The following is a 21,267-nucleotide window of genomic DNA, read 5'->3' on the forward strand; positions in this document are numbered from 1 at the left end:
CGGGCACTGACATAGTGTGGCGCGAGAGAGCCTGAGGTTGAACCTCCCCCGAGAATCCGAACGCGAGAAAGCCCGAGGAGATCCATGATTCGCATCCTGCTGGTCCGCCATGGCGAGACCGAGTGGAACAAGGCGCACCGGCTGCAGGGCCATTCGGACATCGAGCTGTCCGACTCCGGGGCGCTGCAGGCGCGCACCACCGGCGCCTTCATCCGCGCGCAGCACCCCGCACAGGCTCATGTCTCCAGCCTGGTCCGCACCCAGCAGACCTTCGCCGAGTTCGGCCTGGATCTGACCCCGCGCATCTGGGACGAGCTGCGCGAGCAGAACCTGGGCGAGTGGGAGGGCGCCTATGCCGCGCAGATCCGGGACGCCGAGCCGGAGAACTTCGAGGGCTGGCGCGCCGGCAGCTACACCCCCGCCGATGGGGAGACCCACCAGGCGCTGCAGACCCGGATGACCGGAGCGTTCGCGGACATCGTGCGCGCCACCGCGGAGACCGCACCCACGTCCTCGGCGGATCTGAGCTTTGAGGTGCGCACCGCCGTCCTCGTCTCCCATGGTGCTGCGCTGCGGGTGCTCTTCGAAGGCCTGGGGCTCATCGACCGGACCCAGTTCATCCCGCTGACCCCGGCCTCGGTCACGGTGCTCGACATCCCGCTCACCAAGGGCCCGGTCTCCTCCTCGCTGCCGAACTCGGGTCTCGACGAGGACCACGACGACGACGCCGAGGCCCGCGCGATCCGGGCGCTCACCGACGCCCAGATCGCCGATCACGCCAGGCTGCGGCTGATCAACCTCTCCCCGGAGCTGCTGAACCCGGGTGAGAAGACGACCGCGATCTGAGCGGCAACACCGCCTGACACAGACGAGTGGGCGATCTGAGGGATTCTTTCGCCCCTGAAGGCAGGAAGACTCACTCAGATCGCCCACTCGATGCGGGGTGTCCCGGGAGGCCGGGCCGGTGCAAGACCTAGACGTTGGCCGCCTTGATCAGGTCCGCGCAGCGCTCACCGATCATCATGGTGGTGATGTTCGGGTTCACCGTGGTCAGCTCCGGCATCACCGAGGCATCGGCCACGCGCAGACCCTGCACGCCCTTGACCCGCAGCTGAGAGTCCACCGGTGACATCGCATCGTCATCGGCGCCCATCCGCACGGATCCGGCCGGATGATAGACGGTGTTGTGCGTGCGGGTCACATAGTCCGCCAGCTCCTCGTCGGTCTGCGTGTCAGGACCCGGGAAGAGCTCCTGCCCGGCCCAGTCCGCCATGGCGGGCTGCGCGGCGATCTGGCGGGCCAGCTTGATGCCCTCCACCGCCACGCGCATGTCATGGCCCTCGGCGTCGGTGAAGTAGCGCGGATCCACCTTGGGCTTGTCCCGATAGTCCTTGGAGCGCAGCCGCACCGTCCCGCGCGATTTCGCGTGGGTGACGTTCGGGGTCAGGCAGAAGGTGTTGTCCGCGGTCGGGTAGCCCTGGCGCAGAGTGTGCATGTCGAAGGGCACCGAGCCGTAGTGCATCATCAGGTCTGGGCGGTCCAGACCCTCACGGGTGGGCGCGAAGATCCCGATCTCCCACCACTGGTAGGAGTCCTCCACCATGGGCTGCCTGGCCTCCCAGGCGATGACCGCCTCGGGGTGGTCCTGCAGGTGCTCGCCCACGCCGGGGGAGTCCACGCGGGGGTTGATGCCGAATTCGGCCAGGTGCTGCGCCGGGCCGATCCCGGAGAGCATCAGCAGCTTCGGCGAGTCGATCGCGCCCGCGGAGAGCACGATCTCCTTGGTCGCGCTGATCCGGTGCGCCCGGCCGAACGCGTTGTTGACCGCGTCCACGCCGACCGCACGGTCGCCCTCGAAGACGATCTCGCGCACCCAGGTGTCGGTCAGCACGCTCAAGTTCGCCCGCTCCAGGATCGGGTGCAGGTAGGAGACCGACGACGACGCCCGGGTCCCGTCCTGGCGTCGGTTCACCTGGAAGAAGTTCGCACCCTTGAGCACGGTCTCCCCGGAGTTGAACTGTACCCGCGGGATGCCCTGTTCCTCACAGGCGTCCAGCAGCGCCACGCCACAGGGGTCATTCGGCGGGATGGTCATCAGATTCACGGGGCCGCTGCGGCCGTGGTGGTCGCCGGGGGCGTCATTGGTCTCCAGCCGCTTGAACAGCGGGTAGGTGGACTCGGCGTTCCAGCCGGTGGCCCCCATCGCCTCCCATTCGTCCATGTCCTCGCGCAGCGCCCAGAAGGCGATGCAGGAGTTGTGCGAGGAGCAGCCGCCGAGCACCTTGGCGCGGGCGTGGCGCATGAAGGAGTTGCCGTTCTCCTGGGCCTCGATTGGGTAGTCCCAGTCGAAGCCTGATTCCAACAGCTCCATCCAGCGGTTGAGCTGCAGGATCTCTGGCTTGTCTGCATCGGTGGGGCCTGCCTCCAGCAGGGCCACCGTGACGTTCGGGTCCTCGGACAGGCGGGCGGCGACGGCGGCGCCGCCGGATCCGCCGCCGATCACGACGTAGTCGAAAGTGGTGTTCTCCACAGGGTCTCCTTAGTTCTCCGGCATGCTGAACCAGCCGGTGACGGCGGGCTCGGTGTTCTCGTAGATGTGCTTGGACTCGCGGTACTCGTCCAGGCCCATATGACCCAGCTCGCGGCCGACGCCGGACTGTTTGAAGCCGCCCCACTCCGCCTGCGGCAGGTAGGGGTGGTAGTCGTTGATCCAGATGGTGCCGTGGCGCAGCCGTGAGGACACCCGGTGGGCGGTGCCGCGGTCGGATGTCCAGACCGCTCCGGCGAGGCCGTAGATGGTGTCGTTGGCGGTCTCGATGGCCTCGGCCTCGGTGGTGAAGGTCTCCACGGTGATGACCGGGCCGAAGCCCTCCTCTTCCACGACGGACATGCCGCGCTTGACGTCGTCGAGCACGGTGGGGGCGTAGAAGTACCCGTTGCGGTGCTCCTCGCCGCCGAAGTGGTGTCCGGTGCGCAGCGTGGCGCCCTCTTCGATGCCGCGCTGGGTGTAGTCGTACACCTTCTGGCGGTGCTCGGCGGAGATCAGCGGTCCGGTCTCGGCGGTCTCTTCGAAGGGCCCGCCCATCCGGATGTTCTCGGCGCGGCGGACCAGCTCGGTGACGAACTTCTCCTTGATCGACTCCTCGATGATCAGCCGGGTGCCTGCGGAGCAGACCAGGCCGGAGTCCACGAAGCCGGCGTTGAGCGCGTTGTCCACCGCGGCGTCGAAGTCGGCGTCGGCGAAGACCACATTGGGGTTCTTCCCGCCCAGCTCCAGGGCGACCTTCTTCACCGTCTCCGCAGCAGTCGCGGCGATCTTGCGTCCGGTGACCACACCTCCGGTGAAGGAGACCATGTCCACATCAGGGTGGGAGGCCAGCGGCGCACCGGCGGTGGCGCCGGCCCCGGTGATCAGGTTCGCCACACCGGCGGGCAGACCGAGGGAGTCATAGACGTCCATGATCAGCATGCCGGTGTGCGGGGTCAGCTCCGCGGGCTTGAGGATGAAGCTGTTGCCCGCGGCCAGGGCGGGCGCCATCTTCCAGGCGGCCTGCAGCAGCGGGTAGTTCCACGGGGTGATCATCGCGCAGACCCCGACCGGCTCGTAGACGACCCGGGAGAGCACCGTCGGGTCCCCGGCGTCGACCAGGCGACCTGACTCGGCATCGGCGAGCTTCCCGAAGTGCCGGTAGCAGGCGATGATGTCGTCCATGTCGATCTGCGCCTCGACGAACCGCTTGCCGGTGTCCAGCGCCTCGGCGCGAGCGAACTCGTCCTTGCGCGCCTCGATGGCGTCTGCCACGGCCAGGACGAAGGCGCCGCGCTCGGCGGCCGGGGTGTCGGCCCAGACGTGGGAGTCGAAGGCCTTGCGGGCGGCGGCGATCGCGGCGAGGGTGTCGGCCTCACCAGCTTCGGAGACGACACCCACTTCGGAGCCGTCTGCGGGGCAGTGGATGGTGCGCGTCTCGCCGGACTGGGCCGGAACCCATTGCCCGTCGATGAACAACGTTGAGACCTGCTCTGCTCTACTCATATGTGTTCCTCAGCTTCCGGTGGTGCGGTCATGGTCCCAGTCATCTGGGATGTTGCTGCCGGTGTGCAGCGATGAGGACTGCCCGCCTTCTTCGCTCATGGTCAGGAAGGCGAGGTGGCGCTCGTAGGAGTCCAGGACATCGGCGATGACCTGGTCCCGGGTGTAGCCCATCAGGTCATGGCCTTCCGAGCCCGTGGCAGAGAACGTCTCCACGCGGTAGTAGGTCTCCTCGGTCGGGCGCACGCTGCGCGCGAAGCTCGGCACCGAGTAGGCGATCGGGTAGACCTGGTACTTGAACTCGGTCTGCTCGCCGAAGTAGACGTGCAGATCGATGTGCGGAATCTGGGTTTCCGGAACCAGGCCCCGTTCGCAGCTGATGTCTGCGCCCTGGTCGCGCAGCTCCTCGGCGACGTCTTCCACCGCCGGGGCGGCCACGGTGTCGATGAACTCGGTGGCCTGTTTCGCGGTGGGGAAGTGCATCCCCCGGGCGAGACGACGGCGCCAGCTCAGGCCGCTGCGCTCGCCGGCGTCCTGGCTGCGCTCCGAGACCATCCAGGGCAGGGTGGCCTCACGCGATTCACGGTTGTAGCGCTCCATCTGCAGCGCTCGCCAGATGCCCATCATCAGCACATACATGACCACCGAGAACGGCAGCCCGATGATCACCGTGGCCATCTGCAAGGTGTAGACCCCGTCGAGCATCAGCACCGCCAGAGTCAGGGCACCGGTGGCCAGAGCCCAGAACACGCGGAGCCACGGGGCGCCGTCGTCGGAGTGGCTCAGCGGTTTCGAGGTGAAGTTCGCCATCACCAGGGCGCCGGAGTCGGCGGAGGTGATGTAGAACAGCAGACCGGTGATCACCGAGAGACCGATGGTGAAGGTCGCGCCGGGGTACTGCTCCAGGAGCAGGTAGTAGCTGGACTCGGGGGCCTCGACGGCGGCGGTGATGAACTCGGTGTTGCCGCTGAGGAACTCCCAGATCGCGCCGTTGCCGAAGATCGAGATCCACAGCAGGATGAACCCGAACGGGATGATCAGGGTGCCGATGATGAACTGGCGCAGGGTGCGGCCGCGGGAGATGCGGGCCAGGAAGAGCCCGACGAAGGGGGCCCAGGCGATCCACCATGCCCAGAAGAACAGCGTCCACCATTCGAGCCACTCACCTTCCGGCGGGTCATAGGCGAAGGTGTTCAGCAGCATCGAGGGGAAGAATGCGGCGAAGTCGCCGATGTTCTTCACCAGGGCGTTGAGCAGGTAGGTGGTCTGACCCGCGATCAGCACGTAGATCAGCAGGATGACGGCGAAGATGACATTGAGCTCGGAGAGCCGGCGGATGCCGCGATCCACGCCGGAGACGCTGGAGAAGATCACGACGATGACCGAGAGGACGATCAACCCGATCTGCGCACCGGTGCCCTGCTCGATGCCGAACAGCCACTCGAGGCCGTAGTTCAAGAAGACCACGCCGATGCCGAGGCTGGTGGCGATGCCGAAGATGGTGCCCACGACGGCCGCAATCTCGATGCCGTCGCCGGTGACGCCCTGGGCGCGCTTGCCGATGATCGGGTAGAGCGCGCTGCGGATGCTCAGCGGCAGGTGGTAGCGGTAGGCGAAGAGACCGAAGGCCATGCCCATCAGCGCGTACATCGCCCAGCCGGGGATGCCGTAGTGGAACAGCGTCCACAGCACGGCCATCTCGGTGGCCGCGGAGGAGCCCACCTCCACGCCGGGGGCTGTGGTGAGATTCGTGGCAGGTCCGGAGATCGCGAAGAACATCAGGTCCACGCCGATGCCGGCAGCGAAGAGCATCGCTGTCCAGGTGAAGAGGTTGTACTTCGGTGTGGAGTGGTCGGGTCCCATCTTGGTCCGGCCCACGCGGGAGAAGGCGACGATGAGGACGAAGACCACCACGATGCCTGCGGTGAGGATGTAGTACCAGCCGAGGTTCGCGCCGATCCAGAGGAAGACGGATTCGAGCGTGGTGTAGGCGGCGCCTGGTGCGAGCCAGGCCCACAGGGTGAAGGCGATGATGATCGCCGCTGAGCCGAGGAAGACCGGCAGATTTACTTTCGAGTGTGCAGGAGCACCTTTCGAGCCGTCCCCCTGGACATCGCTCGGGACGTCACTCGGGACGTCTTGCGTGGCCGATGCCATGAAATTATGTTCCTTCCAGTGCTGAGTCAGTGCGCTTGTGTATCAGTAGGTTCGAGTGATTGAGCCTCAGGCATCTTAGACACGGGTGAGTCGCGTCCGGGGCACCAGGGGGCGGTGAATGTGACCCGAATCTCCTGAATCTGTCGAGACTCGGTCCACATAGTGAACGGAGTCTCAGTCTATGGCGCGCTGGTCGGAGCCGGGAAGGCCCTGGAAGTCGCCGCAGGGGCTGTCCGGACGGTAGGTTAGGTGACCGTGGCTTTGACTATCGGAATCGTAGGACTACCCAATGTGGGCAAGTCGACCCTGTTCAACGCGCTGACTCGTCAGTCGATCTTGGCGGCGAACTATCCGTTCGCCACCATCGAGCCCAATGTGGGCATCGTGAATCTGCCTGACGAGCGGCTGGACGCGCTGGCGAAGATCTTCGGTTCGCAGAAGATCCTTCCCGCTACCGTCTCCTTCGTCGACATCGCCGGGATCGTCAAGGGCGCCTCCGAGGGGGAGGGGCTGGGCAACCAGTTCCTCGCCACGATTCGTGAGGCCCATGCGATCGCCCAGGTGGTCCGGGTGTTCGAGGACGAGAACGTCATCCACGTGGACGGCAAGGTGGATCCCACCTCAGATATGGAGACGATCAACACCGAGCTGATCCTCGCAGATCTCCAGACCATGGAGAACGCGATCCCGAAGCTGGAGAAGCAGGTCAAGGGGCGCAAGGCCGAGCAGGCCACCCTGGATGCCTACCTGGTTGCGCAGAAGACCCTGGAGCGTGGAGACACCATCTTCAGCTCCATCACCAAGGACAAGCTGGAGATGGAGCACCTGGCCCAGCTGAACCTGCTCACCGCCAAGCCCTTCATCTACGTGTTCAACGCCGATGAAGGCGTGCTGAACTCCGCCGAGAAGCAGGCCGAGCTCGCCGCCCTGGTGGCCCCGGCCGATGCGGTGTTCCTCGATGCCAAGCTCGAGGCCGACCTCGTCGAGCTCTCCGAGGAGGAGGCCCGCGAGATGCTCGAGCTCAACGGCCAGGATGAGTCCGGCATGGACCAGCTGGCCCGCGTAGGCTTCGCCACGCTCGGGCTGCAGACCTACCTCACCGCCGGTCCGAAAGAGACCCGCGCCTGGACGGTCAACAAGGGAGCGACGGCGCCCGAGGCGGCCGGCGTCATCCACACCGACTTCCAGCGCGGCTTCATCAAGGCCGAGATCGTCAACTTCGATGACCTGGTGGCTGCGGGGTCGATGGCCGAGGCCAAGTCCGCCGGCAAGGTCCGGATCGAAGGCAAGGAATACATCATGAAGGACGGCGACGTGGTTGAATTTAGATTCAACGTATAGCAAGAATCTCAAGTAGATTTTCGTCGACGCCGTCCCACGTAAATGGGTGCGCTTTCGCGCAGCAAGCGGTAATCCGTCCCCAGGGCGCATGCGGACTCGATCCGCATCGGGATCTCATCGTCTGGTGAAGGGCGTGCAAGCAAGGGCCCTGTACTTGCAGAGGAAGCGCGCCTGACGTTCCGGTAGGTTTGCATTCATGGAGACCTTCAAGCGGACGCCGCTGCAGCTGTTCAATCTGCCGCAGAATTTCGTTATCCCTTTGTTCCAGCGCCCCTATGTCTGGAAAGAAGTCGAGCAGTGGGAACCGCTGTGGAAGGACATACGTCGCGTCGCGGAACTCCGAATAGCTGAGCCGCATCTCAACGCCACACATTTTCTCGGGGCCGTGGTGATCCAGTCGCAGGAGGCGCAGAGCAGACGCCTGACCACATGGAACGTCATTGATGGACAGCAGCGGCTGACTACCGTGCAAGTCCTTGCACATGCGACCCGTTCCCTGCTCGCGCAGGCTGATCTTTCCAAGCTTGCCGGTCAGCTCGAGGATCTGACGCACAATTCTGAGAAGTATGTGGAGGACGGAGACAGTCCGCTTAAGCTCCGCCACCTGAACAAGGATCGAGAGCCCTTTGACGAGCTTTTGGCCGCAGAAACGCCTATCGACTACGAGGACCTCCTACACTCGGACTCACAGATCGTTGCCGCACACCAATACTTCACTACCGTTGTCGAGCAGTGGCTCGGGACGCAGGACACGAATGACTATGAGGGCAAGGCCAAGGAACTGACCAACGTCCTGCTCGACGGTCTGCAGCTCGTCTCGATCGAGCTGGAGGCGGCTGAGAACTCACAAGAGATCTTCGAGACACTCAACGCGCGGGGGACCCCCTTGACTGCGGCCGATTTGGTGCGGAACTTCGTGTTCCAGCGACTCGACGCCGAGGGTGCCGATACGAAGAAGGCGTACCGTGAGGACTGGCCCTTCGAGACGAAATTCTGGACGCAAGAGGTCAGCGTCGGCCGAAACCTCGTCAGCCGCAGTTCCCTTTTCCTCAACCAGTGGTTGGTCGCAAGGACCGGGGAGGAAATCAGTCCACAGGCCACCTTCAACCGGTTCAAGTCATGGGTGGAGCTTGAGTCGGCCCAAACCATGGCCGATTTGCTGCCGACGATCAAGCACCAAGCCCAGCAGTATGAGGCGTGGACCAATGCGGCTACACAACCTGGTGGGTCGCTGGATTCCGCGGCGATGGCTTTTTATCGAATGCGAGCGAGTGGCGTTGAGGTTCTAAAGCCGTTGTTGATCTGGTTGTACGAACCGGGACGGGATCTGCCACAGGACAGCACCGCGAGGATCGTTCAGGCTGCAGAAAGTTGGGTATACCGCCGCCAGATGCTGCGATTGTCTGGCAGCGATTTGGGACGCATCGTCGCGGACGTCATTGCGGCCAGCGTAGGCGTGTCCACCAACGAATTCCCAGAGCGAGTGATCGGTCATCTAGCTCGCCTCAATGTCACCAGCACCTATTGGCCCGGGGATGAAGAGGTCCGGCTGTCCTTGGGCACAGAGGCTGTGTACTTACGTTTTCCACGTGGGAGGCTGCGCATGTTTCTCGAGGCTATCGAGGACAACTATCGCGCCGAGACTGGTCAGCCGCAGGTTGAGCGCAAGGCGTACCCCATCGAACACATCTTGCCGCAGGGATGGAAGGACACCTGGCCGGTGGAGACACCTGAGGCCGAAGAGGCACGCCAGTTGAGGGTGCATCGACTGGGCAACTTGACCCTGCTGACAAAGTCACTGAACTCCAAAATCTCCAACGGTCCCTGGTCTGTTAAGCGCGCCGCTCTCCTGCAGCACAACACCATCACGCTCACCGGCCGGGTCGTAAGCGAGACGGAGGAGCACGACTGGGACGAGTCGCTGATCGACCATCGCGCTGCGGAGCTCATCGAGGCCATCCTCGATATATGGCCCGTACCCGATGGTCATCTCGGCAAGGTCGTGGACCCGCAGACGAAAGCTGGAGACTGGATAGAGCTCAAGCACCTGATCAAGGCTGGGCTCTTGAGAGGCGGCGACACGTTGTACGCAACCCATAGGGACTTCAAGGGCAAACAGGCGACGCTGACGATCGAAGGTGCGATCGAGCTGGACGGAAAACGGTACATGTCGCCCTCCGCGGCTGGTAACGCTCTGCGGAAGAAGGCGACGAACGGCTGGTACTTCTGGTCGGTGGGTGACGGACGACGACTTCGCGACGTTCGCGCTGAGTTCCAGAATGCCGTTCCCTCAGACATCGAGCCGTAGTGTCTTAACTGCTATCGAATGGGCATGCGTAGAGGTACGCCATGGGACACCACTGAAGGTCTTGCCCAACGTGAAGGGGTCTCAATCGCCACGGTGGCACGACCATGAACCGTCGCGGTGGCGCATCAGCTGACGCCCTACTCAGCCAATACGACCGTCAGGGAAGGGCTTTCCGACCAAGCGGCCGAGGCCCTACAAACGGAACGGATAACTCAGATTTCACACTGGTCACACAAGCCCGTTGCGGCCTTCTCCATGAAGTGGGTCTGACAAACATCACGCTGCGTCGTCGGCGCTTTCTTGAACTGGGACCGAGCTTTGGCGACCTGGGGTGTGAGGCTCGGGACTCCGCCGTCTGCAGGGAGATCGTCCGCGTACCGCTGGTAGCAGAGAAGGCGGTGTTGAGCGGCCAGGTCCTCCACGTGGGTACTGGGATCGTTCGGCACAGATTTGGGTGCTCTGGAGTATCCATCGCCAATGGTGCCGTTTTGATGAACGCATAGGGATGTCAGCGGCGGTTCACCAGCATCAGCTGCGCGCTGGGCTACCCGCTCGAGGAGTTTCCCGCTCCAGTTCCCAATCAACATCTTGGTCCGGATCCCTGAGTGCTCTTGAACGACCTCGGTGAGTTCCAAATAGGTGATCGTCCTGTTGAACTTTCCGGCGACGTTGATGAGGACCTCGTGGGCGATGGGGACCCAGGTTGTCAGGGCGTCGGTGAAGTCAGCCTTAGACCCATCCGCGACGAAGTATGTTCCATGCTTAGACGACATGATTCAGATCATAGAGGAGAACATTGACGAGCAATCGTTTCCGGTGCGCCATGCCGTCGGATGGCCAGCTGTGACAGCAACCTGATGCTCCGACTCATCCGTTTTGGCGATTGCAGGGTTACTAGATCAGTGCGCGCATTAGAGGTTATATGGCTACGGAATGTGGTGGAGTTCCGCTTCAACGTGTAGTAGCGTTCCGGTCCAACCTGTGGATCACGCACTCGGACGATGGCCAGTGTCACCTCGCCATGCGATCAATCTATGGACCCCCAATTTGCATTTGACCCCCTTGTCCCGGAGCGCTGTCGAGCGAGACTCTCACCGTGGGCGAAAAGTTGTCCATTACACGGAGAATGAGGAGTAGCTTGCGCGCGAATAGTCTCGCCGGCTTGCACGGGAGTTCAGAGTCGATGTGCACCGCGTCCGGCACGTCGCGCGCCGATCCTCTCGCCGTGCTCAGCAAGCATTTGGTGCAGGGACTTGGAGACGCTGAAGCGCCTAAACTTCCGGCTCGCTAGTGGCTAGTCGAATCTCCCATCTGATGGTGACTGAGACGTGACCGGTGCCGCCATAGTCAACCGTGGGTTCGATCGCGGTGACTTTGCAGAGAACATGTCCGTGGTGATTGCGCATGACACCGATAGACCCAACGTCAATCCTTGGGGAATGATCGCCGTAATCGAGCGCGTCTGGATCGTCGATTTCATCGAATTCATTCGCGTAGCGAGCTAGCGCGACGACACCGGACACGCCGCCATTAAGGTAGATGGCTGAAGCATCGCAATTGGTCCATTTGGTTTCCCACGAGGGAGCGTTGAGGTGCTCGTCGACACTGATGGTGAAGCGGCCGCCGTTAGTTGTGAAGTCAAACTTCGCACCTGCGGTCATTCCGACGCCGTTTGTGAACAATCGTGTGAAGTTTTCGCTGGCTTCGCGCGCCTGCTGGCGGAGGTCCGCCGGAAAATCTCGGAGCCGGACGCCGTGGTCGCGCAGGTACTTCCAGCCAAGGCGGTTGACTTGAGGATTGGGGTCGTATTGACCGATGTGAACGATGGCTATGCCTGCATCCGCAATGAGCTTCGCACAGGGGGCCCGCAGCGTCCTGGAGTTCGCACACGGCTCCAGCGTTGTGTACATGGAAGCTCCTGAGAGGTTCGTGTTGGACGCGCAGGCTTTCTGGAGGGCTACTTGCTCTGCGTGAAGACCTTTGACCTCATCCTTGTAACCAGTGGCCAGGATGTTGTCGCCTCGGGCGATAACAGCGCCGACACGAGCGTTCCCTGGAGACTTCCGGGCCTCTTCAATCGCTCGCGTCGAGAGCGTTCGATTCAAGGGTTTACTTCCCGAACGCGGTTCCCTCGAAGTCCCCATGCGCTCATAGTGACATTCATATACCAAGTTCTTAAATCTATGGCTCAGTGGGGTCAATTGGCACGCTTAGACCGCAGAGCAGGTGGCCTTAGGCATGTCGGAAGGGGCGGACGGTCACGGCCTAGTCCGACCGCGGAACGGATTAGACGGTCTGAATTTGCGGACTAGACCCTCTTCCGTGAAGGAACGCGGGTGAGTTCAGCTTCAAGGTCTAACCCATTAACATCACACGACCCGACGATGCCCGGCGGCTCCTGTAGACAGCGGAAGGGGTTCCCAACTCGAGCCTTCTCCGCCGCGTTGCACGCGTCGCATCGTTAGACCCAGAGGGAAATCCCACGAATTGGTCGGCTAATCGGTACGCGTGTCCACACGCTATCTGGCAATGAAGGCAACGTGTCGTTCGGATCCCTCGCTACCAGCGCGAGTACTCCTGGCTCAGAGCGTAGTGGGAGAAACGCTTCGAGGATTTGGTCTGAGCAGGCGGTGCGCACTTCCTGAGCACGATCATCACGCTGGACCAGACCACGGACATGCTCCAGGAGAACAACCTGCAGGTGGTGGATGGCCTGGGGCGACTAACGAGGCTGATACTACTCTTGGCGGCCGTCTACTTTGATGTCGAAGAGACAGGTTGAAAATATTGATGGCGCTGGGGTTGCTTGACGAGTAGAGGCCGCAGGGAGCGCGGCAATTTGAGTGTGGATACTAGGCTGAAATCTATGAGAATGAGTGACGAGCAACGAATCAAAGGGTGGTGGCACCTTCCCTCTGCGAACGATACTCGGGTCCCCGGCATTCTGACCTGGAGCCAAGATGGAGGAGCTGAACTGGAGCTGATTGGTGGATTCTCCACCAATGCGAAGTATGAGCAAGCTGCTGAGAAGTCGTGGACGGCCGCAGAGACCTGGGATCGCAGTAGCCAACGAGGGACAATTTACGGCGAGACCGTCGCGGGGAAATTGATCACGTTGTGGGAAGCTGAGCTTGGCAATTACACGACGGACGTAAACAACCAGCCATTGGAACAGTTTTGGCGCTCTTCCTGGCTGTGTGTGGGTGCTCAGTTACCCTCGCCGGAAGAGCCAGTTTTCCAAAGCGTGACTGTCGTTCTCGATGACCTTTCTTACTTGACGGGCGACGGCAGGTTTAGTCCCCCGCGGTGGATCAGGATGGAGGGGGTAGACACGCCTGGCGAACAGACTGAGGACGGGAGTGAGCTTATGCCGTACGCGCTCCCTGTGATCGGAGGTCGCAGAGCGGCGTGGGCAAGCGGTTCGACAGAGGACGCTACCTACTTCATAGACACTTTCGCCACCCGTCCGTTCGTCTCCCCTGCTACGGAGATGATGCCCAACCTCAAACTTGACTTAATGATGAGGCGCACCCGCACTGGACGACGTGTGGAGCTCTCGGAGGGTGCGCGAGTGCGCATCAATCCAACGGGCAGTGCATTTAAAGCCGTCGACGTGCCTTCAAGAATTAGTCCCCTACTTGAACTTCTCCGCTTGGCGACCTTCGGCAGCAGTGCCGTCACTTCAATGAGCGCCATAACAGGAGACGGACACGAGGTTTCGCTGCTGTGCCGTCTTGGTCAACACAGTGCTCCTGATGCACGGACCCAGAATGATCGGATGGTCTTCACCTTCGACGACGTCAGTTTGGAAAGTTATCTGGAGGCGTGGCAGCGGCTAGGTTCTAAACCGCAAGGGCGCTATGCGTGGAACTTGGCAGTAGGCCTGATTGGACACTCACCGAAACTGGTCGAAGAGCACATCAGCCAGGTACTAGCGGCCGCAGAAGGCCTGCATCGATGGTGTCTATCCGGGTCTCGGAATACCAAGCTTGAGGATCGGTTGATCGATTTGCATGGAAGATTACCCGAGAGTCTTCGGACGGGGTTAGACCTTGATGCTGGGAAGTGGGCGGACTGGGCCGTCTGGATGCGAAATCACGTTGATCACGGAGGCGCAGAGAAGCATCGTGAAGTTGGCGACTTTTACCATTTAAAGGTCATCGCGGACTGCGTGCGTCTGGTTACTTACCTGGGGCTACTGACGGAACTTGGGATTCCCGTCAAAAAAATGGAGGAGGCTCTGTTGAATCATCCGCGAATAAGCGTACTTCGGGAGCGTTGCCAAGAACTTGGGGCTTTGCCCGATAGTCAAAAGCCCTAGAGTCGGTAGCCTATCAAGCCTTTCACGGAGAGCGTGGAGAAGGTCGACGAGCTGCTCTCGTTCGCTACAGGTTATTCAGCTACGGAACGTGGTGGAGTTCAGGTTCAACGTTTAGCATCAGCCCCTGACCACAGACTTCATCTCTTTCCGATCGTTCTCGTCGTGGTCAGGTTTGGCCACTGAATCCGCGCCGTTAGAGAGTTCACTCACGCCATCGAGCTGTGACTTGCCCGTGGAGGGCAGCGGAAGGTTCCAGTAGGGGGCCGGTGACTGGTTTCACGGTCCACGTAAAACTCCTGCTTTTCGAGCTCATTCGCTTGTCTGCCTGAGGACACGGCTTGCTTTCCGTCCTGCTCAGCGGGCCTCCAACTTTTCTCTAGACGTTAAGCACGCCCAGTGCCTCACTTCCGGCGTCAGGTGAGGGACGTGATTTCATAGGTATGGCCTGCCTCGCGCAGCCGCTCAACCAGAATGTTACCGAGGGCGGTCGCCGGGGTCAGCGATCCTGTGGCGGGCGGCAGACGGTCGCCGTCGAGGGCAAGTGAGAGCGCTGTCTCTCCGGCCATCACGGCGGTGGCGGCGTATCCCGGATCGCCGGGCCCGGCTGCGATGGCACGATAGCGCTGGCCGCTCTCCGTGGAAGCAGTCACCTGGGAACGGAACCAGCCTGAGCGCCGCGCGGCCTCGCTCGGGCCCGCACCGGGCGACGGAAGGACACGGTCCAGTAATTTCCTCGTCAAGGGTAGGGCCAGTGCGGCTCCGAACAGCCGCAGGCCAAGCGCCGTCGCCCCGGCGGTGACGGCGCCGACAGGCCCTCGCCCCATACCCATCACTTCGCCGTACCGCAGGGACCGACCGTAGGCCCAACCCTGGAGGGCATTGCTGCGACGTACGATCCGCGTATTCGCCGACGCCATGATGAAGGGCGCGGCCCACGGGCCGTCATCCGAACGGCTGATCCACCCCAGATCCGGAGGTTGCCGGGTCGCGGGCTCCGCCGTCCGGTCTGGACTGAGGGAGTAGGGATCGCCCGCGAGCGATCGCAGCACAGGGTCCGTCCTCATACCGTCGAGCTGACCACGCATGGACTCGATGGTGCCGCCGCTGAAACCGCCCTTCGCCCGGGCGACGAGCTGCACCTCGGTCAGTCCGCCCGCGCCATCAGCCTGCGCGGCCTGGTGCAGGAGGAGCACCGCGAGGTCCGACGGGACGGAGTCATAGCCGCACGCATGGACGATCCGTGCACCTGTACTCCTCGCAAGGGCATCCCAACGGTCGATAGCTTCACGGACGAAGGACACCTCGCCCGTCAGGTCCCCGTAGTGGGTGCCGGCGCGGGCACACGCCTTGACAACCGACAGTCCATATTTCGCGTAGGGACCCACCGTGGTGAAGAGAACTCTGGTGCCCGTGGCCATGGCCGCGAGCGAGTCAGGGCGCCCCGTATCGGCCTCAATGATGGCCCAGTCATGAGCGGCGACAGGCAGTCTGGACCGTACGGCTTCGAGCTTTACCCTCGACCTCCCCGCGAGTCCCACTCGCAGGTCCGGTGGAGCGTGGTGCGCAAGGTATCCAGCAACCAGTTCCCCGACAAAGCCGGTCGCACCAAAGAGGACGAGGTCGTGGTCGCGCGTTGGGGACTCCATGCCGGCAGTCTTCCACAGCAGACCGGCACCGGCACCGGAAAGTGAATCCCTCTCCTAGCGCTGAAGCGCTCCGTCACCCCAGAACCAGATCACAGATCATCATTAGTTCGCGAGGCGTGGTGCCCTGCCCAGTCCTCCAACCGCAGAGGTTACCCGGTGACGCGACGTGGTGGAGTTCAGGTTTAACGTGTAGCTCAATGAATTTCGAGACGGCCCCAGCGAACCGACTAGGGCTGGGCTACCTGCCGCACGTGATCTAGGGTCTATCCATGACGAATCTTCAGGGTGCGGTTGTTCTGGTAGTCGGCGCCACCGGCGGGCTCGGCTCGCGGATCGCCGATCGGCTGGAGAGCAACGGCGCCATTGTTTCCCGGTCGTCGAAGTCTGCTGGGCACGATCTGCGAGAACTCTCGGTGATTCGGGAGGTGCTGGATGCCACGATTGCACAGCACGGGCGCCTCGACGGGCTGGTGGTTGCGTCCGGGGTCGTCGCCTTCGGCGCCGCTTCGGAGATTGAACCTGCCACGGTGGATGAGCTGTTCGCTGTGAACACGACCGGTGCGATCCAGCTCATCACCCAGAGCCAGTCCTACCTCGCGGCCTCGGCACAGGACGGCCGGGAGCCCTTCGTGGTGACACTGAGCGGCGTCGTCGCTGAGACACCGGTCGCAGGACTGGCAGCATATTCGGCGTCGAAAGCTGGGCTCGCGGCCTTCGTCGTCGCAGCGGCGCGCGAGTATCGTCGCGCGGGCATCCGACTCCTGGATGCCCGCCCTGGCCACACCGGCACCTCGCTGTCCGAGCACCCGATCGCCGGGTCAGCGCCGCGATTCGGAGCGCCGCTGGATCCAGACCTCGTTGCAGCGCGGATCATCACTGCGATCGTCAATGGCGAGAAGGATCTGCCCAGCACCGCCTTCTAGGCGCAGCCGAGATGATGAGACTGAGCTTCGTATGCGAAAGGCCCGACTCGAGAGTGCGAGCCTGGCCTTACGAATACAGCGCCAGAGATTCGGATGGACTCCGAAGTGGGTTCATTGCTGAGGGCCGGGCGACTTCCTCAGAACAGTGGCCAGGGAACCGCCGACATCTCACCGGCGGGAGCCGGAAACCGCCCCGTCAGGCGCAACCTGGAGCAGCGCGCAGCGAGCGCTGCGACTTCTTCGGCACTGAGCAGGTCCGCCAGGTTTCGGCCCAGGTCACCGTGCAGTCCTTCGCTGACCCGATCGATGCCCTCGCGCTCCTCGGCGGTCAGAGCGTCTCCCAGCCATCCCCAGAGGACCGTGCGCAGCTTGTGGTCACGGTGGAAGGTGAGCCCATGGTCCACGCCGTGCCGGTGGCCGTCCGTCATCGCAAGAATGTGGTCGCCTTTGCGGTCGGCGTTGTTGACGACCAGGTCGAACACGGCCATGTGCCGCAGCGCTGGCGAGTCTTCGTGAATGAGCGTGATCATCCGCCCGTTTTCGTCTCGCCCCTCGAGAACGTGTTTCCAGCCCGCCTTCGGCACGTGGTCCGTCGCGACCAGATCGACGGCGCTGTGATCGGGGTCTTGCTCCTGCCAGAGCTGTACCATTCCTTCGCCCAAGGGACCATCGCGCAGCCAGGTGTGCGGGACCACGCCCCAGCCGAGGGCCTGCGAGACGAGGTAGGCGGCGATCTCCCGGTGCGCCAGGGTTCCGTCGGGAAAGTCCCACAGCGGGCTTTCGCCGGCTATCGGCTTATAGACCACGGTCACGTCGCCGATGCTGCCCAGGAACGTCGCATTGGAAGCCGTCCTGATGCGCCCGGTGAGCGTCAGCTCCGCAGTCACCAGGTCCGTCGCCGCCATCAGCCCTCGGCAACGGTGCAGGTATGTCCCTCGGCGTCCACGGGGTAACCACAGAGCGGGCACGCCGGGCGCCCGGCGCCCACGACCTCGAGGGTGCGCTTTGCGAATGCACGGGCGGTGCCGACCGGCAGTCGCACCAGCAGCATCTCGGTCACCTGAGCGTCGTCTTGGTCAGGCGAATCACCATATCCATCAACATCGGCGTCCGTGATGGGGTGGGCCTCGATCACGATCTGGGCCGTGGTCGGGTCCCAGCCCAGGCTCATGGCACCGGTGCGGAAATCCTCCTCAACAGCCTCGAGCTGGTCGTTGTCGACAAGTTCAACGGGAGTGCTCGTGGGAACGCTGTAGCGGTTGCCCTCGACGGTGATGAGCTGGTCGAGGATCTCATCGATCTTCTCCGCGAGCAGAGCCGACTGCTGCTTCTCGAGCGCGATGCTCACCAGCTGCTTCCCTGAGCGCACCTGCAGGTAAAACGTGCGCGCCCCCGGAGGGCCGATGGTGCCGACGACGGCCCGATCGGGCCAGTCGAACTCGTGAACACGTGTAGGCATGTCAGTATTCTAGGCGTTCTAGATTCACGGCGTCTTGTGCCCTGCGCCGCCGCCCACCGGCGCATCCCCAGAGTGGATGCCCTTCGACAGCCACGAAAGATCACCCGCGTCGGTGTTGGTCGCGTGGACGCTCGGTCGGCCAGCGCCGTAGCGCACGATCGACACGGATGCGGGGCCCACGTTGATGCGCTGGAACAGGTCAAGGTGCATGCCGAGCGCGTCGGCGAGGATCGACTTGATGATGTCACCGTGGCTGACCGCTGCCCACACGGCCTCGGGTCCATGCTCGGCTTCGAGGGCTGCATCGTGGCGGCGAATCGCTGCCACCGACCGAGCCTGCATCGCGGCCATCGATTCACCGTCGGGAAAGACGACGGCGGATGGCTGCGACTGCACCAGCGGCCACAGATCCTCGGTCGCGAGATCGGTGAGCATGCGGCCCTGCCACTGGCCGTAATCGCATTCGGTGAGATCGGGGTCGACCGGCGCGTATGGCGTGCCCGCCTGGCGATCGAGGATGTGCTGGGCGGTCTGTTGACAACGCTCAAGGGGGCTCGACACCACCGCGACCAGAGGAACGGCCGCGAGCCGGTCTCCGGTGTGAGCCGCTTGGTCGCGCCCGAACTGGTCCAGGCTGACGCCGACGGCCCTGCCGGCCAGCAGCCCAGTGGCATTTGCTATGGAGCGGCCGTGCCGCACGAGAATCACTGTCGCCATCCAGTCAGCCTAACCACCCGGGCGACGCAACGCGGTGGAGGTTCCAGTGCCGGTGGGGCCAAGTCAGACTTTCAGGACCACGAGATTGCGTGAGTGAGGCCCCGGCCTGCAATCACCCAAACCAGGGCGGGCACTCCATTCCGTCTAGCCCTCGCTCTCGCACTCCGGCACGCACGCACGATCCGGCCCATCAGATGTGCACTCTCGACGCCATACCGACCAGTCGGTACTGTCGCCTCATGGGTACTCTCCGCATACCCTCCTCGCTTCACGATGTCTTCGGCGCGCACCAGTCGGCCGCGTCAATCACGCTCGTGCTGCTCGCCGTGCCGATTGCCGTGCTCGCCGTGCTGCCGGCCTTGCTCACCGTCGAGCTCTGGCGAGCCGTGCTGGCCGCGCTGCTCGTCGCCGACATCGCGGCAGGAGTTGTCGCCAACTTCACGCGAGGCACGAACGACCACTATGCGGTGAGCGCCAAGCGCCGAGCGGTCTTCATCGCGGTGCATGTACACCTGCCCATCGTCGCCTTGCTTCTCGGGCTGCCCTTGTTCCCTGCGCTCATCGGGTGGGCACTCACGATCGCGGCAGGCACCGCCGTCGTGTTGCTGCAGGGCTCGCCCGTGCAGCGACCTGCGGCCGGGTTGGGCATAGTCATCGTGCTCGGCGCGACTGCCCTGGTTGCCGAGACGACGTCCGTGCTGCTGTTCATCACGGCGCTGTTCGCGATCAAGGTCGTGCTGTCGTTCGCCGTCGACCACAGCGGGGCGACGGGGCCGTGACCCTGGCAGACGTCACGCTGCGCCCCGCTGAATGCCGGGATCGCGATGGTGCGGCCCGCATGTTGGCGCAGGCCTTCGTGCACGATCCCCTCATCGCCGCCGCGACCAGCACCACGCAGCACCCGCAGGCCGCTCGCGAGGCAGTGTTCCGCGCCTCCATCGTCGGTACCCTGAACGCCGGCGGCGAGCTCGTTCTCGCCGAGCGCGCGGGCACCATCATCGGCGCGGCCCTCATCGCCGACCCGCAGAGCGGCACCCTGGCGAGAACACTGCGGGCCAGGGGCGCACGGATGATCTCGGGCGCACGCTTTCTCCTGCTCGCCCGCCACCTCGCGCCGGGGGCCTTGACGCTCCTCAACGACGCCGACCTCGCCTCGCGCAGGCTGGCGCCTCCTCACCCCCACCACGTGCTCGTCGCCGTGGGAGTCACCGAATCCGCTCGAGGTCTCGGGGTCGGTCGACTACTGGTCGACCACACGCTGCAGCGTGCGCGCCAAGACTCCCGGTCGTGGGGGGTCAGGCTCGAGACTGAGAGCCCCGGCAACGCCGAACTCTATGCCCGCTGGGGCTTCACCCTGCTCGGCGTCGTTCCCGTTGCGCAGTGCGAGGTGCACGTCATGGCGCAGGCCGGCACTCCCGACGGGGAGAACGACGAGGTGCCGTGATGTCAGACGCCAGAGCGAGTATCGTCGACGCAGCGTTTCGGTTGTTTCTCGAGAACGGCTACGACGGCGCGAGCCTGGCGCGTATTCTCGCTGAGGTGCCCTACTCGAAGGGGGCCCTGTACCACCACTTCGAGAGCAAGGAGGCTCTGCTCGAGGCCGTGATCGAACGGTTCTTCACTGACTCGCTCACCGACCCGCAACAGCCTCGACCCACGACCCCGGTCGCCCTCACTCACCGGCTCGTCGACGATTACGTCGACTCGATCGAGAGCATCGCGCAGTTCGCACCCCCACTCTCGTACTACGCCTTCCTCATCGCCGTTGCGCCTCGCGTGCAGCCTGCGCTAGAGGCCGCTGCCGACCACATCGAAGCCGAACTCACCGCATCTCTGGCGTCGGTCGTGCCCGGCGAGAACCCCGCCGCCGCCCGAACGCTGGCCGGCGACGTCATGGCGCTCGTCGAAGGCTCGGGCCTTCTCACGGTGCTGCAGCATCGCGTGCCCGACCGGGCCCAGTTGCACGCTCGCGTCGACCGTCTTCTGCGCGCCCACTTCGCTGCACGAGGCCTCGCTGTGGAGGTGATCTCATGAACTCATGACACCGAAGAAGCTCTCCCGTGTCGTCGCCATTTCCGAAGCGATCACCTGGACCCTGCTCTTCGCCGGCCTCATCATTCGCGCTACGACGGGTTTCGCACCGGTAGTGACGATCAGCGGCCGCATCCACGGCTTCGTCACTCTCGCCCACAGCGCCACTGCGGTGCTCACCGCCGTCAACCAGGCTCTTCGTACTTGACCGGGCAGCTCGCTTCTCCGGGCTGTCTCCCGGCGGTGTTGGCGGGTGCAGGCCAGGTCGTGGAGCTCGATGCCGGCGAGGCTGGCGGTCCGCAGATAATCACAAGAAGTCCGGCCGAGACCGACG

18 protein-coding genes are annotated in these 21,267 nt (G+C 63.5%); 9 read left to right on the forward strand and 9 right to left on the reverse strand.

The annotated features are described in order from the left end of the window. The first annotated feature begins 84 nt into the window (after positions 1–84). A complete protein-coding gene (locus LTH96_RS12120; RefSeq protein ID WP_241466180.1) occupies positions 85–846 on the forward strand; it encodes a histidine phosphatase family protein in 762 nt (253 codons plus the stop codon). Positions 847–973: 127 nt separating this feature from the next. Here LTH96_RS12120 and LTH96_RS12125 read toward each other — a convergent pair whose 3' ends face one another. The 3 genes from LTH96_RS12125 to betT are packed head-to-tail and all read right to left on the reverse strand — an operon-like array spanning position 974 to position 6,187. Next, entirely contained in the window at positions 974–2,530 is a 1,557-nt protein-coding gene (locus LTH96_RS12125; protein WP_241466182.1) for a GMC oxidoreductase, read from the reverse strand. 9 nt (positions 2,531–2,539) lie between these two features. Then, positions 2,540–4,033: an aldehyde dehydrogenase family protein gene (locus LTH96_RS12130; RefSeq protein WP_241466184.1), complete on the reverse strand. Its 1,494-nt coding sequence runs from the start codon at positions 4,031–4,033 to the stop codon at positions 2,540–2,542. 9 nt (positions 4,034–4,042) lie between these two features. After that, positions 4,043–6,187 (reverse strand): choline BCCT transporter BetT, encoded by a 2,145-nt coding sequence (gene betT / locus LTH96_RS12135; RefSeq protein ID WP_241466186.1) that lies wholly within the window; start codon positions 6,185–6,187, stop codon positions 4,043–4,045. 255 nt (positions 6,188–6,442) lie between these two features. Here betT and ychF point away from each other — a divergent pair, with 255 nt between their 5' ends. Both ychF and LTH96_RS12145 read left to right on the forward strand, forming a co-directional pair. Continuing rightward, positions 6,443–7,528, forward strand: a complete 1,086-nt coding sequence (gene ychF / locus LTH96_RS12140) for a redox-regulated ATPase YchF (RefSeq protein ID WP_241466188.1) — start codon at positions 6,443–6,445, stop codon at positions 7,526–7,528. Between the two features lie 196 nt (positions 7,529–7,724). After that, positions 7,725–9,836 carry a DUF262 domain-containing protein gene (locus LTH96_RS12145; protein WP_241466190.1) on the forward strand — a complete coding sequence of 704 codons (2,112 nt, stop codon included), beginning with the start codon at positions 7,725–7,727 and terminating at the stop codon, positions 9,834–9,836. A 212-nt stretch (positions 9,837–10,048) separates the two neighbouring features. Here the strand turns inward: LTH96_RS12145 and LTH96_RS12150 are convergent, their stop codons facing one another. Together LTH96_RS12150 and LTH96_RS12155 are read right to left on the reverse strand one after the other, a co-directional pair. Beyond that, positions 10,049–10,609 (reverse strand): hypothetical protein, encoded by a 561-nt coding sequence (locus LTH96_RS12150; protein WP_241466192.1) that lies wholly within the window; start codon positions 10,607–10,609, stop codon positions 10,049–10,051. A 498-nt stretch (positions 10,610–11,107) separates the two neighbouring features. Then, positions 11,108–11,980 carry a deaminase gene (locus LTH96_RS12155; protein WP_241466194.1) on the reverse strand — a complete coding sequence of 291 codons (873 nt, stop codon included), beginning with the start codon at positions 11,978–11,980 and terminating at the stop codon, positions 11,108–11,110. Between the two features lie 728 nt (positions 11,981–12,708). Here LTH96_RS12155 and LTH96_RS12160 point away from each other — a divergent pair. Beyond that, positions 12,709–14,157, forward strand: coding sequence for a HEPN domain-containing protein (locus tag LTH96_RS12160; protein WP_241466196.1), 1,449 nt, complete (start codon positions 12,709–12,711; stop codon positions 14,155–14,157). Positions 14,158–14,570: 413 nt separating this feature from the next. Here the strand turns inward: LTH96_RS12160 and LTH96_RS12165 are convergent, their stop codons facing one another. Beyond that, a complete protein-coding gene (locus tag LTH96_RS12165; protein ID WP_241466198.1) occupies positions 14,571–15,803 on the reverse strand; it encodes a trans-acting enoyl reductase family protein in 1,233 nt (410 codons plus the stop codon). 269 nt (positions 15,804–16,072) lie between these two features. Between LTH96_RS12165 and LTH96_RS12170 the strand changes: the two genes are divergently transcribed. Further along, on the forward strand, positions 16,073–16,726 hold the full coding sequence (locus LTH96_RS12170; RefSeq protein ID WP_241466200.1) for an SDR family oxidoreductase: 654 nt from the start codon (positions 16,073–16,075) through the stop codon (positions 16,724–16,726). A gap of 137 nt (positions 16,727–16,863) precedes the next feature. On the opposite strand, the gene LTH96_RS12175 is transcribed toward LTH96_RS12170, so the two are convergent. From LTH96_RS12175 to LTH96_RS12185, 3 genes are read right to left on the reverse strand one after another with little or no spacing between them, the layout of a single operon-like run. Continuing rightward, on the reverse strand, positions 16,864–17,631 hold the full coding sequence (locus LTH96_RS12175; protein WP_241466202.1) for an SCO1664 family protein: 768 nt from the start codon (positions 17,629–17,631) through the stop codon (positions 16,864–16,866). Continuing rightward, positions 17,631–18,185, reverse strand: a complete 555-nt coding sequence (locus LTH96_RS12180; protein ID WP_241466204.1) for a DUF3090 domain-containing protein — start codon at positions 18,183–18,185, stop codon at positions 17,631–17,633. Before LTH96_RS12180 ends, LTH96_RS12175 begins: the two co-directional genes overlap by 1 nt. Positions 18,186–18,209: 24 nt before the next feature. Further along, positions 18,210–18,902, reverse strand: coding sequence for a histidine phosphatase family protein (locus LTH96_RS12185; RefSeq protein WP_241466206.1), 693 nt, complete (start codon positions 18,900–18,902; stop codon positions 18,210–18,212). A gap of 239 nt (positions 18,903–19,141) precedes the next feature. Between LTH96_RS12185 and LTH96_RS12190 the strand changes: the two genes are divergently transcribed. From LTH96_RS12190 to LTH96_RS12205, 4 genes are read left to right on the forward strand one after another with little or no spacing between them, the layout of a single operon-like run. After that, positions 19,142–19,681, forward strand: coding sequence for a hypothetical protein (locus LTH96_RS12190; protein ID WP_241466208.1), 540 nt, complete (start codon positions 19,142–19,144; stop codon positions 19,679–19,681). Continuing rightward, positions 19,678–20,346, forward strand: coding sequence for a GNAT family N-acetyltransferase (locus LTH96_RS12195; RefSeq protein WP_241466210.1), 669 nt, complete (start codon positions 19,678–19,680; stop codon positions 20,344–20,346). Before LTH96_RS12190 ends, LTH96_RS12195 begins: the two co-directional genes overlap by 4 nt. After that, positions 20,346–20,936, forward strand: a complete 591-nt coding sequence (locus LTH96_RS12200; protein ID WP_241466212.1) for a TetR/AcrR family transcriptional regulator — start codon at positions 20,346–20,348, stop codon at positions 20,934–20,936. The genes LTH96_RS12195 and LTH96_RS12200 overlap by 1 nt, the downstream gene beginning before the upstream one ends. A 4-nt stretch (positions 20,937–20,940) precedes the next feature. Next, complete coding sequence (locus LTH96_RS12205) at positions 20,941–21,141, forward strand: DUF3817 domain-containing protein (RefSeq protein WP_241466214.1); 201 nt, start codon at positions 20,941–20,943, stop codon at positions 21,139–21,141. Positions 21,142–21,267: the final 126 nt, after the last annotated feature.

This window comes from Nesterenkonia sp. LB17 (assembly GCF_022565915.1).
Lineage (GTDB): Bacteria > Actinomycetota > Actinomycetes > Actinomycetales > Micrococcaceae > Nesterenkonia.

What these genes read in the sequence shown, in the direction of transcription:
- LTH96_RS12190 (WP_241466208.1), top strand. Translation starts at nt 19,142, where the DNA reads ATGGGTACTCTCCGCATACCCTCCTCGCTTCACGATGTCTTCGGCGCG.
- LTH96_RS12180 (WP_241466204.1), bottom strand. Translation starts at nt 18,185, where the DNA reads ATGCCTACACGTGTTCACGAGTTCGACTGGCCCGATCGGGCCGTCGTC.
- LTH96_RS12145 (WP_241466190.1), top strand. Translation starts at nt 7,725, where the DNA reads ATGGAGACCTTCAAGCGGACGCCGCTGCAGCTGTTCAATCTGCCGCAG.
- LTH96_RS12155 (WP_241466194.1), bottom strand. Translation starts at nt 11,980, where the DNA reads ATGGGGACTTCGAGGGAACCGCGTTCGGGAAGTAAACCCTTGAATCGA.
- LTH96_RS12120 (WP_241466180.1), top strand. Translation starts at nt 85, where the DNA reads ATGATTCGCATCCTGCTGGTCCGCCATGGCGAGACCGAGTGGAACAAG.
- LTH96_RS12160 (WP_241466196.1), top strand. Translation starts at nt 12,709, where the DNA reads ATGAGTGACGAGCAACGAATCAAAGGGTGGTGGCACCTTCCCTCTGCG.
- LTH96_RS12185 (WP_241466206.1), bottom strand. Translation starts at nt 18,902, where the DNA reads ATGGCGACAGTGATTCTCGTGCGGCACGGCCGCTCCATAGCAAATGCC.
- LTH96_RS12165 (WP_241466198.1), bottom strand. Translation starts at nt 15,803, where the DNA reads ATGGAGTCCCCAACGCGCGACCACGACCTCGTCCTCTTTGGTGCGACC.
- betT (WP_241466186.1), bottom strand. Translation starts at nt 6,187, where the DNA reads ATGGCATCGGCCACGCAAGACGTCCCGAGTGACGTCCCGAGCGATGTC.
- LTH96_RS12130 (WP_241466184.1), bottom strand. Translation starts at nt 4,033, where the DNA reads ATGAGTAGAGCAGAGCAGGTCTCAACGTTGTTCATCGACGGGCAATGG.
- LTH96_RS12175 (WP_241466202.1), bottom strand. Translation starts at nt 17,631, where the DNA reads ATGGCGGCGACGGACCTGGTGACTGCGGAGCTGACGCTCACCGGGCGC.
- LTH96_RS12170 (WP_241466200.1), top strand. Translation starts at nt 16,073, where the DNA reads ATGACGAATCTTCAGGGTGCGGTTGTTCTGGTAGTCGGCGCCACCGGC.
- LTH96_RS12200 (WP_241466212.1), top strand. Translation starts at nt 20,346, where the DNA reads ATGTCAGACGCCAGAGCGAGTATCGTCGACGCAGCGTTTCGGTTGTTT.
- LTH96_RS12150 (WP_241466192.1), bottom strand. Translation starts at nt 10,609, where the DNA reads ATGTCGTCTAAGCATGGAACATACTTCGTCGCGGATGGGTCTAAGGCT.
- LTH96_RS12205 (WP_241466214.1), top strand. Translation starts at nt 20,941, where the DNA reads ATGACACCGAAGAAGCTCTCCCGTGTCGTCGCCATTTCCGAAGCGATC.